The organism is Flexivirga caeni (assembly GCF_003724155.1).
Classification (GTDB): domain Bacteria; phylum Actinomycetota; class Actinomycetes; order Actinomycetales; family Dermatophilaceae; genus Flexivirga; species Flexivirga caeni.
Map to the genome: position 1 here is coordinate 1 of NZ_RJJQ01000033.1, position 13,641 is coordinate 13,641.

16 protein-coding genes are annotated in these 13,641 nt (G+C 65.6%); 7 read left to right on the forward strand and 9 right to left on the reverse strand.

The annotated features are described in order from the left end of the window. Window positions 1–138: 138 nt before the first annotated feature. Complete coding sequence (locus EFY87_RS19540) at window positions 139–528, reverse strand: hypothetical protein (RefSeq protein ID WP_245988776.1); 390 nt, start codon at window positions 526–528, stop codon at window positions 139–141. Next, complete coding sequence (locus EFY87_RS19545) at window positions 525–1,304, reverse strand: phosphotransferase (protein WP_245988778.1); 780 nt, start codon at window positions 1,302–1,304, stop codon at window positions 525–527. The genes EFY87_RS19540 and EFY87_RS19545 overlap by 4 nt, the downstream gene beginning before the upstream one ends. A gap of 95 nt (window positions 1,305–1,399) precedes the next feature. On the opposite strand from EFY87_RS19545, the gene EFY87_RS19550 reads away from it, so the two are divergent. Continuing rightward, window positions 1,400–2,395, forward strand: coding sequence for a DUF3048 domain-containing protein (locus EFY87_RS19550; protein ID WP_123273165.1), 996 nt, complete (start codon window positions 1,400–1,402; stop codon window positions 2,393–2,395). A 12-nt stretch (window positions 2,396–2,407) separates the two neighbouring features. Here the strand turns inward: EFY87_RS19550 and EFY87_RS19555 are convergent, their stop codons facing one another. Both EFY87_RS19555 and EFY87_RS19560 read right to left on the reverse strand, forming a co-directional pair. Continuing rightward, window positions 2,408–3,889, reverse strand: a complete 1,482-nt coding sequence (locus tag EFY87_RS19555; protein WP_123273166.1) for a gluconokinase — start codon at window positions 3,887–3,889, stop codon at window positions 2,408–2,410. 43 nt (window positions 3,890–3,932) lie between these two features. After that, window positions 3,933–5,342: a GntP family permease gene (locus EFY87_RS19560; protein ID WP_123273167.1), complete on the reverse strand. Its 1,410-nt coding sequence runs from the start codon at window positions 5,340–5,342 to the stop codon at window positions 3,933–3,935. Between the two features lie 139 nt (window positions 5,343–5,481). Between EFY87_RS19560 and EFY87_RS19565 the strand changes: the two genes are divergently transcribed. Continuing rightward, a complete protein-coding gene (locus EFY87_RS19565) occupies window positions 5,482–6,189 on the forward strand; it encodes an HNH endonuclease family protein (protein WP_123273168.1) in 708 nt (235 codons plus the stop codon). Between the two features lie 7 nt (window positions 6,190–6,196). Here the strand turns inward: EFY87_RS19565 and EFY87_RS19570 are convergent, their stop codons facing one another. Both EFY87_RS19570 and EFY87_RS20455 read right to left on the reverse strand, forming a co-directional pair. Next, window positions 6,197–6,970: a phosphotransferase family protein gene (locus tag EFY87_RS19570; RefSeq protein ID WP_220093722.1), complete on the reverse strand. Its 774-nt coding sequence runs from the start codon at window positions 6,968–6,970 to the stop codon at window positions 6,197–6,199. Further along, the gene (locus EFY87_RS20455; protein WP_123273170.1) at window positions 6,942–7,154 is read right to left on the reverse strand and encodes a hypothetical protein; all 213 of its coding nucleotides are present in this window, start codon (window positions 7,152–7,154) and stop codon (window positions 6,942–6,944) included. The genes EFY87_RS19570 and EFY87_RS20455 overlap by 29 nt, the downstream gene beginning before the upstream one ends. A 349-nt stretch (window positions 7,155–7,503) precedes the next feature. On the opposite strand from EFY87_RS20455, the gene EFY87_RS19580 reads away from it, so the two are divergent. The 5 genes from EFY87_RS19580 to EFY87_RS19600 all read left to right on the forward strand — a co-directional run bounded on the left by EFY87_RS19580 (window position 7,504) and on the right by EFY87_RS19600 (window position 10,630). Continuing rightward, entirely contained in the window at window positions 7,504–8,076 is a 573-nt protein-coding gene (locus EFY87_RS19580; protein WP_245988780.1) for a GNAT family N-acetyltransferase, read from the forward strand. Next, window positions 8,073–8,393 carry a hypothetical protein gene (locus tag EFY87_RS19585; protein WP_123273171.1) on the forward strand — a complete coding sequence of 107 codons (321 nt, stop codon included), beginning with the start codon at window positions 8,073–8,075 and terminating at the stop codon, window positions 8,391–8,393. Before EFY87_RS19580 ends, EFY87_RS19585 begins: the two co-directional genes overlap by 4 nt. Window positions 8,394–8,796: 403 nt before the next feature. Then, window positions 8,797–9,351, forward strand: a complete 555-nt coding sequence (locus tag EFY87_RS19590; RefSeq protein ID WP_148043423.1) for a hypothetical protein — start codon at window positions 8,797–8,799, stop codon at window positions 9,349–9,351. A 163-nt stretch (window positions 9,352–9,514) separates the two neighbouring features. Then, entirely contained in the window at window positions 9,515–9,811 is a 297-nt protein-coding gene (locus EFY87_RS19595; protein WP_123273173.1) for a hypothetical protein, read from the forward strand. Between the two features lie 507 nt (window positions 9,812–10,318). Beyond that, a complete protein-coding gene (locus tag EFY87_RS19600) occupies window positions 10,319–10,630 on the forward strand; it encodes a nucleoside triphosphate pyrophosphohydrolase family protein (RefSeq protein ID WP_123273174.1) in 312 nt (103 codons plus the stop codon). Window positions 10,631–10,754: 124 nt separating this feature from the next. On the opposite strand, the gene EFY87_RS19605 is transcribed toward EFY87_RS19600, so the two are convergent. From EFY87_RS19605 to EFY87_RS19615, 3 genes are all read right to left on the reverse strand, one after another. Further along, the gene (locus EFY87_RS19605; RefSeq protein WP_123273175.1) at window positions 10,755–11,537 is read right to left on the reverse strand and encodes a hypothetical protein; all 783 of its coding nucleotides are present in this window, start codon (window positions 11,535–11,537) and stop codon (window positions 10,755–10,757) included. 116 nt (window positions 11,538–11,653) lie between these two features. Then, window positions 11,654–13,159, reverse strand: a complete 1,506-nt coding sequence (locus EFY87_RS19610) for a recombinase XerD (protein WP_123273176.1) — start codon at window positions 13,157–13,159, stop codon at window positions 11,654–11,656. A gap of 10 nt (window positions 13,160–13,169) precedes the next feature. After that, window positions 13,170–13,460 carry a helix-turn-helix domain-containing protein gene (locus EFY87_RS19615; protein ID WP_123273177.1) on the reverse strand — a complete coding sequence of 97 codons (291 nt, stop codon included), beginning with the start codon at window positions 13,458–13,460 and terminating at the stop codon, window positions 13,170–13,172. Between the last annotated feature and the right edge of the window lie 181 nt (window positions 13,461–13,641).

Sequence of the window (13,641 nt, forward strand, 5' to 3'; positions counted from 1 at the left end):
CACGTCCTGCAGTGTCATGCGCTACTGCTCCGATCCCGCCCCACTCACGGGGCGTGTCACGGACCAGAAACACCGAAATTGCGATACTCCCCACTCGGGCCCGCCTACTCGATCGACCAAAGCCACGGCGGCGCGCCGCTACGGCAGCCGGTCGGCACGCGGCTCCTGCGACAGGTAGCAGACGGGAACCCCATGCTCGGTGGCATACGCGATCTCCGACCTGGTCGACTCACCGACGTACCCGCCGACGTCGAGCACATAGACGTAGTCGGCCAGGTCGATCTTGCGTTTGTGCAGCTCGTCCAGGGCGGCCTTCTCGGCCGACTCGTGGGGGACACCTTCGCCGTACCCCTGCTGCGACGTCGCGTGCGGATAGAAGCCGATCGACAGCACGATCTGGCCGGCCATGGTGAACTCGAAGTTCGCGCGCTGGAATGCGTCGTAGAACCGGCTCGACCCGCACAAGCACACGATGATCGGGCGCGTCGAGGTCTGGAAGATCCGGTGCAGCTCGCTGCGCTCGTTCACGATGCCTCCTCCAGCGCGCGCTCGATCATTTCGTGCCCCTGCGCTTCGAACGCGCCGTCACCGACGAGATGCGCCCAGACCGCGGTGTTGATCGCTTCCCGCAGGCGCTCCCGGAACCACGCGTCCGGTTCACGAGGGTCCGCGCCATACCCCTCGATGAAGGCTGCTTCTCGCGCGGGATCAGCACGGAAATCCCGTGCTTCCAAGCGAACCCAGTCGCTGAGCGCCGGTCGCGGCGCAGCTCGCCCGAAGTCGATCACGCTGATCTGGTCATCAGCGTCGAGCCAGTTGCGCGGTTGCCAGTCGCCGTGGGTGGGCACGATCGTGACCGGCGTGTCCGGCCATGCGGACACGATGCGACGCAGTTGCCGCTCACGCTCCGCGGCGATCCGGTGCGGCTTGTCGAGGTTGGCGAGCACCTTGGCGTTCTCCCGCTGTTCGTATGACGTGTCGGTCACTCCCGCCTGGCCATGCAACAGCGCGAGCAGCTCACCCGCCTGCCGGAACGTTTCGGGGCGTCGCTGCGCCGGCGAATCGAGCACCAGGTGCCCGGGCAGGTAGGTGGTCGCGAGGATCTTCGCCATACGATCGCCAGCGACCAGGCGTGGTGCGCGTCCGATCTCGACCCAGGGACGCAGCCAGTTCTCGTGAGCGTCGAGTTCGCGCGAAATGTGGTGTGCGGACTCACCATCCGCCTTGACGATGTATCGCTCACCGCCCGCCTCCACTTCGAGCACGACGTTGTCCACCAGGCCCCAACTGTGGTCGCAGACCACTGACGCTCCCGGCAGCCACCGGTCTATGAAGGCACGTTGCGCCACATTCAGGCGAGGCGGAGGGGTCGGCATACCTGCGAATGTAGCGTTGCCATATGACTCCCACCCGGCGCCAGCTGCTGACAGCGAGCGTCGCCATGTCGGCGCTCACCGTCGCCGGCTGCTCACACGGCACGTCCGCTGGCACGTCGACGAGCACCGCGCCCACAACCTCGCCGCCAGGGCGGACCCCGGCGCCCCGGAAAACCCCCACCATTGCTCATGATCCGCTGACCGGCGGGAAACGGACCCGCAATCCGGTGATCGCGGTGAAACTGGAGAACACCGCCGCCGCCATGCCGCAATACGGGCTGTCGGACGCCGACCTCGTCTTCGCCGAAGTCGTCGAAGGCAACCTGACCCGGCTGATGCCCATCTTTCAGACCAGCTTCCCGACCCGCATCGAGCCCGTGCGCAGCGCGCGGAGCACAGACATCGAACTGCTGCCCATGTTCGGCAAGCCGCTGCTGGTCTACTCCGGCGTTGCCCCACAGATCCGGCCGAAACTGGAACGGGCGTCGATCGTGTTGGACAGCCACGGTATTCGGGACCCTTCGCGCGTAGCCCCGCACGACCTCTACTTCGACCTCGCCACCATTGCCCGGCAGAAGGGCTTGGCCAGGACACGGGACATCGGGTTGCGCTTCGACGCCGCGAGCAGCGCCATACGGGGTGCGGATTCGGCACCGAAGTTCAGTGTGCCCCTCGGCGGGGACCGCTTCTCGTTCGTGTATGACGAGAAGCACTACGTGCCGAGCTGGAACGGGCTCGTGTATGCCGATGCCGGCGCGGACGGGAAGCAGGTCACGACCGAGAACGTGCTGGTGCTCAGGGTCCGCGAGGTGTCCGACGGGTACCGCGACCCGGCGGACAATCCGGTCTATCGATCGGTGACGACCGGGTCGGGCGCCCTCACGCTCTATCGCAACGGCACGCGACTATCCGGGACCTGGCATCGCGCTGCGGACAACGCGCCCTTCCGGTTGCTGAAGTCCGACGGCACGCAACTGCTGCTGACCCCGGGCAAAACCTGGATCTTGTTGCAGACGTGACGGGTTCGGCTGTCAGGCCGTCAGCATGTTGTAGAGCACCTCGAAGCGCTCCAGCCGCTGCCGGTAGTGCTCGGTCCGCGCCGGCACCGGCTCCATCTGCGCCCCGGCGGCGCACTGGTAGCGGTCGACGTCGGGCACCAGCACGCCCAGCGCCAAGTGGGCGGTGCCGAGCAGCGTCGACCGCTTCGCCTCGACGGTGCGGATCGGCACGCCGATGACGTCACTGACGATCTGGAAGAGTTCCGGTCGCGCGGTGGTCACCCGTCCGCCGGCCGAGATGCTCTGTGTCTGGTCGGCAACTTCGCGCAATTGAGTCGCGATCCGCCCGTAACAGAGGGCAATTCCCTCCACGACCGCCCGGTAGATCTGCGTGGCTGTCGTCGCGGCGCTGATGCCGACGAACATGCCGCGGGCATCGCTGGCCCAGCCGGTGCTTCGCTCGCCGGTGAAGAAAGGCAGCACCATCGGGCCATCTACGGGGTCGGCCAGCAACGCCTCACGGAGTGCGGTGTCGGTCATCTGATCGGGATGAAAATTGCTCTCCAGCCAGTCGGTCGCCCGGCCGACGTCGTTGAGCGCGCCCCCGAGCAGCCAGCTTTCGCGCGACACTGCGTAACACCACAGACCCGTCGGAAGCCGCTCCGGAAGCGCGTCGACGAGCACCCGCATGGCGCCGCTGGTGGCCGCCGTGGCACCCATGACGGTCGAATCCGTCGCACCGAGACCAACATTCGCGGATAGCCCGTCGGCAACCGGAGCGAACCAGACGGCGTCGCGGAGGGTAGGCCAGCGCGATGTCGCCGCTGCGTTCAGCTCCGAGCCGAGGAACGGCTGGTCCGGATGCCGGATGGGTGGCAACTGGCTGAGCGTGATGCCGCTCAACTCGGCAACCTTCTGGTCCCAGTCGCACGTGCGGCGGTTGACCAGGCCGGTCCACGCGGCGACGGCAGTGCCTGTCCCGTTGACACCCAGCAGCCTCCGGTAGACGTAGTCGCCGAGCGAAAGGTAGTGCGCTGCGTGCAGGTCCGGCTGGTTCTGACCAAGCCAGCGCAGTCGCGCCGGCCAGTAGCTCGAATGGATGCGGGTGCCGGTTTCCTGCTGCAGAGCCAGCTCGTCGACGTCGTGCCGCAGCTGGTCGACCTGACCGGCGCATCGCCCGTCGGCATACGTGTAGCAGGGCGTCAGCGCCTGCCCCTGGGCGTCGACGGCCACCATTGACGAAGCGAAGGTGTCGAGAGCGACCCCGCCGATCCCTCCGGCTTCCACCTGCGCCGAGAGAGCGTCGATGATCTGCGCAATCTCGTCGGTCACCTGATCCGGATCGATCACGCTGGTGCCGTCGGAGGCGGAGGTGAACGAGTGAAACAGCTTGACTCGCTTGCCGATCGGGCAGCCGCGGGCGTCATACAGCGCTCCCCGCGTTGCGGTTGAGCCCACGTCCAGCGCGAGCACCAGCGGCCGGACTGCGTCCGCCAGGTCGATGCCTTTGGTCATGTCTTACCTTCCGCCGCAGTGGTTTTCAGTTGGGGCGGACGCGCTAGGTGATGACGTTGAGGATCATCACGAAGGCAAAGCCAACGACCGAGATGGCTGTTTCGAGGAGCGACCACGATCGGATCGTCTGACCGACGGTGAGACCGAAATACTCCTTCACCAGCCAGAATCCCGCATCGTTGACGTGCGAGAAGAAGAGCGAGCCACAGCCAATCGCCAGCACGAGCAGCGCCAGGTGGTTGGGTGACAGGTCGGTGGCCAGGCCGCTCACAATGCCCGCCGCGGTGACCGTCGCGACCGTTGCGGACCCGGTCGCCAGGCGGATGCCGACAGCGACCAGCCAGCCGAGCAGCAGGACGCTGATGTTCTTCCCATGGGCCCAGTCGGCGATGACGTTGCCAACACCCGCGTCGACGAGCACCTGCTTGAATCCGCCCCCGGCACAGACGATCAGCATGATGCCGGCGACACCGGGCAGGCCCCGTCCGAGTGAGTCGCTGGCGTGGGCGCGCGTCATACCGCTGCCGAGACCGAGCACGAAATAGGCGACGATGACGGTGATCAACAATGCGACCGACGGTGTCCCGATGACGTCCAGGATCTTGCGTGCGGTGTTGTCCTGGTTGCTGACGACGATGTTGACGATTGCGGCCGGGAGCATGAGAACCACCGGCAGCAGCAGCATGCACACGGCGTGACCGAAGCTCGGTGTGCGCCGTCCCTCCGACGTAGTCTCGTCCTCTTCGACGGCCTCCGGCAGTGGCGGTGCCTCGATGGCCACCATGCGGTCGATCACCCGCGCGAACAGCGGGCCGCAGAGCACGAGCGTCGGGATGGCGACGATCAGCCCGAAGAGCAGCGTGCGGCCCTGGTCGGCGTGCAGGCTGGAGATGGCGACCTCGGGTCCGGGGTGTGGCGGCACAAGTCCGTGCAACACCGACAGCCCAGCGATTGCGGGTATGCCGACCAGCATGATGCGCTGCCCGCTGCGCCGGGCAACCATCATCACGATCGGCACCACGATGACGACGCCGATCTCGAAGAACATCGGCAGACCGATGAGAGCGGCCATCAGCGCCATACCCCACGGGAGGGCGGAGCCACTGAGTTTGTCGCTGATCGTGTCGACGACCCGGCCGGCGCCTCCGGAATCGATGAGGATCTGGCCGAGCATCGCGCCGAGCGCGATCAGCAACGCGACCGAACCTGCGGTGCCGGAGAAGCCACCGTTCGGGCTGATCGCGCCGTTGGTGAAGCTCTGCACGGCCGCGCCGCCCGGCACCCAGGCGACCAGCGCGACGACCGCCGACCCGATGATGAGGGAGATGAACGGGTGCAGTTTCATCACGGTGATCAGTAGCACAACTGCCGCGATGCCAGCCAGAGCGGCAAACGTCAACTGCGTGTTGCTCGCGTGCGAGAGCTGCTTGGCAGCGGTGTCAGCGATGAGCATGGGGGCGACGCTACTGCGACTGACACGGTTTAGACGGCAAAACGTCCAGGAAAAATACAGGGATCTCACTTACTGAGTCCACGACACAGGAAGAAGCGGCCGGTGGGTCGATGTCGGTGCGGAGTGGCACCATCGCCGCATGTCTCGACGTTCGCGGATCGCATCCTGTGTGGTGCTGCTGACGGTTGCGTGCGCTCTGACGGTCGGTGCATTCGTCGTGCGGCCCGGAGGTGGGCGTGCGCGGGCCACGCCGGTTCAGGTGCCGGCTGCCGTGTGGACGCAATTGTCGAGTCTGCCGGTCAAGGGGCGTGCACCGAAGACCGGCTATGCGCGCTCCCGCTTTGGTCAGGCGTGGTCCGACGATGTCGCCGTGGCCGGCGGGCACAACGGGTGCGACACACGTAACGACATACTCGCTCGCGATCTGAAACCGGTTCGTATCAAACCGGATACGCACAACTGCATCGTTCTGTCCGGGACTCTGGACGACCCCTACACGGGCAGGAAGATCGAGTTCCGGCGTGGCGCCAGCAGCAGCGGTGCAGTCCAGATCGACCACCTCGTCGCGTTGTCGGACGCCTGGCAGACCGGCGCGCAGCAGCTGACGTCCGAGCAGCGTCTCGATTTCGCCAATGACCCTGCCAATCTGCTGGCGGTCGACGGCCCGGCGAACCAGCAGAAGGGTGCAGGTGACGCCGCGACCTGGCTGCCGTCGAATCACGAATTCCGCTGTGCCTATGTGATGCAGCAGATCCGGGTGAAGTCCGCCTATCACCTCTGGGTCACGCCGGCCGAGCACGACGCGATGTCCCGTGTCCTGCACGCCTGCGAGAAGGGGACGCAGTGAGTTCGTTTCAGCGCAGCGCGGAGCGCAGCACGTCGAATTCGCAGCCGGGGGAGTCGGGGTCGAAGCCGTGCTCGATCAGCCAGCGGGCGGCGAGCAGGCTGCGGGCCGACCACCAGCCGCGAATGACGTCACGGTCGACGGGGGAGTCGTAGCCGACGAGCAGATCGTCGAGGCGGTCCGGATGCCCGAGTGTCAGGATCGCCAGATCGTAGAGCGGGTCGCCGGCGGAAGCCTCGGACCAGTCGAGGATGCCAGTGACCTGGTCGTCGTCGATGAAGACGTGCGCGATCTGGAGATCGCCATGGATGAATGCGGGCGTCCACGGCCGGAGCGCGGCGTCGGCGACCCGCCGGTTGTGCATGACGAGTTCGGCGGGGAGTAGCCCGTTGTCGACGAGCCAGGCGCATTCGTCATCCAGCGCCACGGTGAGCTCAGCCGGTTGTTGAGCCGATCGCTGCGGTGGTGGTGCTTCGTGCAGGATTCGTATGACGGTGCCAGTCGCCACCCAAGCTGCTGCGGATGCGGTCATTGGTTCGCCGAGCCGGCCCAGGGGAGCGCCGTCGAGCGCGCTCATGGCGACCACGTGATCCCGCATCCACAGGATGCGCGGCGTGGGCACCGGCGCGGCGGCCATGAGTTCCGCTTCATGCCGGAGTCGTTCATCGTCTCCGTCCACCTTGAGGAACGTGTCGCCCACGCGCAGGGTTGCGCGCTCGGAGTGCGCGACGACGATCTCAACCGGGTCCACGGTCTCACCACAGGTGTCTGTCGAGGAACGCATACGCCCTCCCACGGTCGTCCTCTGGAAAGGCGTGGGTCCCGGGCCGCACCTCCACGGTGAGGTTCGTCAGCCCTCGGTCGCTGCACGTCGCGTCGAGTTCGGCAGCACCTCGGCTCCACGTGTCCTCGGCGCCGGCGATGACGAGAAACTGGCAGCTCGAGGCCAACGCGACCAGGTCCTCCACGTCATACTCGCTCGCGAATCCTGGGACGACCGTGTCCGCCTGGAATCCCGCATCGGGAGCGGTGGCAATAGATCAACCCAGCCGGTGTTGCGCGGTCGGTTGGGATGCAGGCGAAGACCGACGCTCGGCCGGACGGAATGTCATACCGAACGTGACGGCGGACAAACCCTGGCTCCGCCACCTCCGAAACGGTCTCGACGGCTCCGAGTTGCCAGCGCGCGACCGGGCCCAGCAGAACCTTTAGTCCTTCGCGCGTGAGTGGGGTCACGGCGACGACCCTACGCGCGCGTGCTGCCGACCACCGGATGGCGAGCTTCGTCGAAGGCCTTCTTATGACAGTGTTGCATTCGTGCGATATGCAGCAGATGCCCAGAGCGAGGTCGTCACTGAACGGCTGGTCCTCAGAGCTGTCGCGATGGCGGACCTGCGCGAGGTCGCGGCCCTGCACGCCGACGAACGCGTATGGCGGCACCGGCCGGAAGGCAAGCACCCCAGCATTGAATACAGCCGTGACAAGGTTCTCCAGATGGTGCAGCAATGGGCCTCTGACGGCCTCGGCTACTGGTCCGTCCGGCTGCGGACGCCAGTTGCGGATCTCGCCGCGGGGGAGTTCATCGGAGTCGGCGGATGCGCGCTCGACACCACTCACGGCTGGTGGAATTTGTACTACCGGCTGCGTCCCGAGTCGCATGGTCACCGGCTCGCCACTGAACTCAGCAGCGCGGCGTTGATCGCAGCCCACGGCTGTGATCCCGATCGTGCCGTCGTCGCGAGCCTGGCAGCGGAGAACCACGCATCGCGAGTGACCGCCGAGCGAGCCGGTCTGCGGCTCCAATGGCAAGGGCCCGACGATGACCATCCCGGCGCTGTTCGCCTGGTCTACGCAGACCGTCCAGTCGATGTGGCGCAGGCGTCATCGTGACTGAACCTGCGGACGCCGGTTCGCCCCGACTGGTGGACCGGTATCCCGTTCTCGCACAACAGCTTCGGGAGGCGCTTGTCGCCGAACGCGAGCCGTCCTTGGCGGATCAGGTCGAGAAGCTGCGGGTGGTCGCAGAGTGTGGCTGCGGGGACGACTTCTGCCAGAGCCTCTACACGGCACCCAAGCCGACTGGGGCTTACGGACCAGAGCACCGGAATGTGCGCCTCGACGCACCCTGGCCAGGGATGCTGATACTCGATGTCGTCGACGGTCAGATCGCGTATGTCGAAGTGCTCGATCGCAGTCCGCTGGATTGAACGTGCTGCGGATCTGAGCAAGCGCCGAGTGGGCAGTAGTTGCTCCCTATGTTGTCCGCTCACCGCAACTACCGTCCACTCGGTGCCGGCGTTTCGCGAGCCAACCGACCTTGTCTCCTCCGCCGTACATCGGCTGACGGTCGAGCGACGAAGGGAGCGGAGTTCGTCATGAGCCGGCCGCCGTCCCGTCCATCTTTCCGGTATGACGCCTCGTGTCGAGGCCGTCATCGAGGGCGGCATTGCGGCGCCTTGGGTAGTTCCCCCGTCGCATCGAGTGGACATTACTTGCTCCAAACATCTTCGGCTCACCGCAACTGCTGTCCACTCGGTGGCGGCATCCGAACGGGTGTCAGCGGTCCGGAAGGGGCGGCTGCTCAATCCACGGGCGATTGGCACCGCCGACGTGGATTCTTCACTGCGCACCGGGCTGGAGGCGTTGGACGGAGTGCTAGTCGCGGTGCGGGCGCTGTTCTCGGTGATGTCCAAGGAGGCGCCGCAGGAGTCAACGCCGGACGACGGATACGGCGATCAGGTCCGGGCCGCCTTCGCCGTGGCGCTGCACGAACTTGCCGAGGCGATACGGGCGTTCGGCTCCCTGGTCGAAGCAGAATTTCTGCAAAGGGAAGGCGAGGTGGCACACCACCTCGCCGAGAGCGTGGACAGGGTCCGCGAGGCGCAGGCAGTGCTCGCCGAGTTGATGTTCGTCGAAGCACGGGCCGAAACCTCGTTGTGGCTGCTTCGTGGGTCGATTCCTTCGGCACTCGCCACCGTGGCCGCGCAGCTCGACGTCGAGGAGCGGTCGCGCCGCCGTCGCGAGTGGAACCAGTCGACCCGGATCCTGCCGCGCCCACAGGAAGTCCCGCTGCTCCGGGAGATGCTTGCCAACCCGGCGGTCGACCGTCTCCGAGCGCGCCGCCGTGCTGAACCGCGCTCGGACCACGAGCGGACCGAGAACTGACTCGGTCGAAGTCTGAATCGATGTTGTGTCCGGTTCGCGGATGTCAGGTTTCGATGGCCACAGCCAACGGGGAAGTGGGCGCGCAGTCGCCTGCGTCGGACACTACGGCTCGGCGGCATAACTCGGATGAGTCGATGGACGATCTTCTGCGAGGATCGGCGACATGGAGACGGTGACGCTGTGGCGACCGACGGGACCAGAGGAACTAGCACTGGTCGAGGCGTCCGGCTGGCGCGCTTGGCCTCCGCGGCTGCCCGATCAGCCTATCTTCTATCCGGTTCTGAACGAGGATTACGCGACGAGAATCGCGCGCGACTGGAACGTCAAGGCGAGTGGAGTGGGCCACGTAACGCGCTTCCAGGTCGAGAAGACCTACCTCGATCGCTTCGAGGTTCAGCAAGCTACGCAGACTAGTACTGGACAGCCTGCGTATCAAGTTCGTGCGTATTCGGCCGAATAATTGACTCGCTTGGGAGGTTCGCGCGGGGCTAGATTCTGCAGGATGTCGTCAGTCGAAGATGGGAGCCGCTGCACGTGCCCGGACTGCGCGTGCACGAACGAGGCTGACATCGACCTCGGGCATGGACCGATGTGCGGCTGCTGCGCTGCTGATTGCCCGGACGTGCATGGCGAGGAAGGCAAGACCTGGCGCAGAGGGTATTGGGTTCGCCCCGTGCCTTGGCGCTTCGGTTGGGAACTTCACGTGGATGGCGTCGGCGTGACACAGTGCACAGACCTCGCGGACGCCGAGGAGACCACTCGCGACTTCTTGGCCTCATTGGGTCTTGAGGACGCTTCGACGGCGCGAGTCCATGTTCTTCAACCGGTAGCGCCGCCATCGGGTACCTGATCGCGAGAGCCACTGCTAGTGACGGTGAATCTCGAAGCACTTGGGCTACCAACAGACTTGGGGTTGAGTACAACGGCATGCCCGGCAGCTGAGTGCGGGAACCTGTAGAACGGGAGCATGGAAATTGCATCGGCGCAGAATGCTGTCTTCGCGAACAAGGTCGCCAAGGGGTTCAACACTACCGACGTGCCACTTGAGTTCTGTCTGCTGCAAGGGGAGATTGCAGAGGCGTTCGAAGCGTGGCATCGCGGCACGGGCACGGTCGGCGAGGAGCTGGCGGATGTGGCGATCTACCTGCTGGGACTGTCGGAGGTTCTGAACGTCGACCTCCAAACGGAGATCGAGGGGAAGATGGCCAAGAACTCCGGCCGCGAGTATGTCCGCTCGAAAGGCGGCGCCTTCGTGCGCGTCGGTGAAGACGATTCGTAGGCAGGCACCGGTTAACGAGCCGACTCCGCGTGACGCAAGGCTGACTTAACCGCGGCGGAGGACTGCTACCACGGCAGATCGTCCATGGAGGGGGCGACGGACGCCGGGGTGAGGGGCTCTGGCCTCACGCCTGCAAAGCGTAGCGATGCAGTCGGGCACCCGGTTGCCGCGCGTGGTGAATGGCAGTGCGGGTTGGCCAGATGAATCTCGGGCTGCACCAGGCCTGTGACGGCTTATTGAGTACCCAGCCTCCACCAATCGTCACGCACGCGTGCACTGCAAGCCCATCGTGCTGTCGCCACACGTACACGACCCCTGGGTCGACATCGTGCCTGGTGGTGGCCACCGCGGTGGCGTTCGCTGCCAGCCAAGACTCGAACGGCTCTTGCGTCATCCACTCGTCCGCCGCGCCATCGACACCTGCGGCTGCCATCACAGTCCCGAAACAGTTCGGGCCCGAACGGCGGGCAAATGTACCGGCGAGGCTTTGTGCCTCCGGCAGCAAAGCGAGTGCTCGCTCCCATATGGGGTCCTCTACGAGAGCGTGCTGGCTGGGACGAACGCCGTCTTCGATGTATCGCAACAATGGACGGTCGCCTGCCGCCGCGAACCTGTTGGGCCACCACACCGAGCGATACCCACGTTGTCGCGGCGTCGCAAGGGCACGGCGGACGGCGGCAGGAAGCTGACTGAACTGCGACTCGGAGAGCAGAGCCCACCCCGGCGAGTACGCCATGAAAGTGTCGCGAATCTCCAATGGCAGCGATGTGTGGTCGATTTCCACGAAGTGTGACCGCATCTCCTCGGGCAGTTCGCGCACATAGAACAACTGCTCGGCTGGCGCGAACCATGCACGCCACAAATCGACCAGTTCGTCGTCTACGCAGATGCCCAAGGTCTCTATCACCCGCGGAGCATAACGACCGTGGCAGTATCCCTGAGATCCTCGGCCCCCCAATACTGTCCGCTCGCCCGGCTCAGAGCGATGACACTGTCTCAGTCGGACCGTTCGCCGGCCCGGCGTCACGGGGACCCGATCCGTCGTCCGGCATAACGCGCCCATGGCTCGGCGGCCTTGTTGGCGTGGAGGAAGGCAACTTGGTGGCTGTAGCCGAGTGCGTCGGCGACCAGCGACGGTGGGCACTCGAGGACGAGCTCACCGATTGCTCGGTTTCGGGCGCCGAGGAGATTGATCCCGAGGTCGCGTAGGCGGTCCATCACGGTGTTGGGGTGTAGGTGCCGACCAACGACGTAGCCGGGGAAGAGCCAGGGGGTATCTGTTCCTGCACCTGTGCGCAAGTTCGGACGGGCTGCGAGGTGCGTTCGGATGACGTCGGCGAATGGTTCGGGCACGTCGGTGGGTTTTTCGCCGAGCCTGATGGTCATTTCGGTGTCGTCGATGAGGATGCTCGTTGGGAAGGTGACGACCTTGACCAGTGGCTGCGCGTAGAGCAGGAGGAGCATGCCCGCGGTGCGGTAGGGGAGCGATTCGCTTGTGCCGGTGAGCAATTCGTGGATCCATGCCAACCTCTGGTCCTGGCTGAGCGACGGGCTCGTCTTGGGGGAGCGGTGCGGGATCGTGACGGCCGTGTTGAGCTGTGCCCGCTTCGCAACGACGAAGAAGGTCCTGATTGCGCTGCGCGTTGTCGGCCCGCCGGCAAGCCACTCATCGACGTTCTGTTGGGTGCAGGTCTCCGCGGTTCGTTCGTAGGTCTCGCGGAGCCACAGCAGAAACTTGATCGTTTCGGTGATCTCCTGCTTGGCGGAGTGCACCGGTCCACGCGTTGAGGCGCCGGTTGCCGCCTTGGCGCGGATGCGACGTAGGTGGTGCCAGGTGGCGAAGTGCCGTACGGGCTGGGCGACTTCGTCGGGTAGACCTGTGAGCTTGGTGTCGATCCATTGCTCGAAGCGAGGCAGGTACTGGTCACGTTGGGGGAGCAGCCCGTGGTGTTGCAGGATCGCGCGCAGGTGCTCGGTCGGCTTGCCTGGCACCGTGTCGAGACCGTCGTGGGACACGGGAATCGTGCCGTCACCAAGCGCGCGCAGTAGCTGTTGGACCTTCGCCGAGCGTTTCCAGACGATGATCGACTCGGGCCGGTCGACAGCGCAGAGTGCGTCGACGAGTCCGACCAGGGCTGGGTCAGTTGGTTCGCCGCCGAGGATGTTGTGCAGGTCATCGAGCAGAGCGCAGCGGGCGCATAGCTTGCCGCGGTGGTGGCCGGCTTCGACGTCGCACCGTTCGCAGTGGAAGTCGTAAGGGATCTCGGCGCAGGTAGAGCAGATCGGGTCGCCGTCGGCGTTGGGAGGTCCGGGCAGGAGCCGCTCTTGCTGGCATTCTGGGCAGGTTCCGCGGGTATGGACGGCATCGAAGTAGCAGATGAAGCAGAGCCGTCCTTCGGGCCAGGTCGCGGCAAGGCGTGGGATGTTGCGGCCGCAGCGTGCGCAGGGGTCGTGGTACTCGCTCGTGGTGCGTGGACGGCCGCGGGTGGTGCGGCGGGGGGAGAGGCCGACCGGTTTCGGATCGTTCACTGCCACAGTCCTATTCGTCGAGGATGTTCGCGCGGCGTGGTCGCACGGTGCGATCCAGCTGGACGACATTCGGGGCCGACGCGGTGCCGGTTTTGCGGGTGCGCACGTCGGCTGCTGTGGTCGTCAGCAAGTCCGCGGGTGTGCACTCGAAGATGTCGCACAGCGCGGCCATCACCTGTAGCGACATCCGTTCGGGGCGCTGGTTAACCAAGCGGTAGACCTGCGGCCGAGACAAGGCGATGTCGCGCTCGGCGAGCAACGGGATGAGGTCGGTCGTGTTGTGCAGCCCTCGAGCGGCCATCAGCTCAGACCCAGATCCGCGGGTAGCGGCGGGTTTGTTGGGGCTCGTCGGCGTGTGATGTGACGAGAGTGCCTGTCCTGCAAGGAGGATCGAGCTTGTCGAGAGTTCGAGGTATCCGAGCGGGAAGGCACCCTGTCGGTGATGAGAATACGTGGTCGCAACAGTTCCTGGAAGCAGGTGC

Coding starts and splice junctions, on each gene's coding strand:
- EFY87_RS19615 (WP_123273177.1), bottom strand. CDS start 13,460: ATGGCCGCTCGAGGGCTGCACAACACGACCGACCTCATCCCGTTGCTC.
- EFY87_RS19595 (WP_123273173.1), top strand. CDS start 9,515: ATGGAGACGGTGACGCTGTGGCGACCGACGGGACCAGAGGAACTAGCA.
- EFY87_RS19550 (WP_123273165.1), top strand. CDS start 1,400: ATGACTCCCACCCGGCGCCAGCTGCTGACAGCGAGCGTCGCCATGTCG.
- EFY87_RS19555 (WP_123273166.1), bottom strand. CDS start 3,889: ATGACCAAAGGCATCGACCTGGCGGACGCAGTCCGGCCGCTGGTGCTC.
- EFY87_RS19565 (WP_123273168.1), top strand. CDS start 5,482: ATGTCTCGACGTTCGCGGATCGCATCCTGTGTGGTGCTGCTGACGGTT.
- EFY87_RS19600 (WP_123273174.1), top strand. CDS start 10,319: ATGGAAATTGCATCGGCGCAGAATGCTGTCTTCGCGAACAAGGTCGCC.
- EFY87_RS19560 (WP_123273167.1), bottom strand. CDS start 5,342: ATGCTCATCGCTGACACCGCTGCCAAGCAGCTCTCGCACGCGAGCAAC.
- EFY87_RS19570 (WP_220093722.1), bottom strand. CDS start 6,970: ATGCGTTCCTCGACAGACACCTGTGGTGAGACCGTGGACCCGGTTGAG.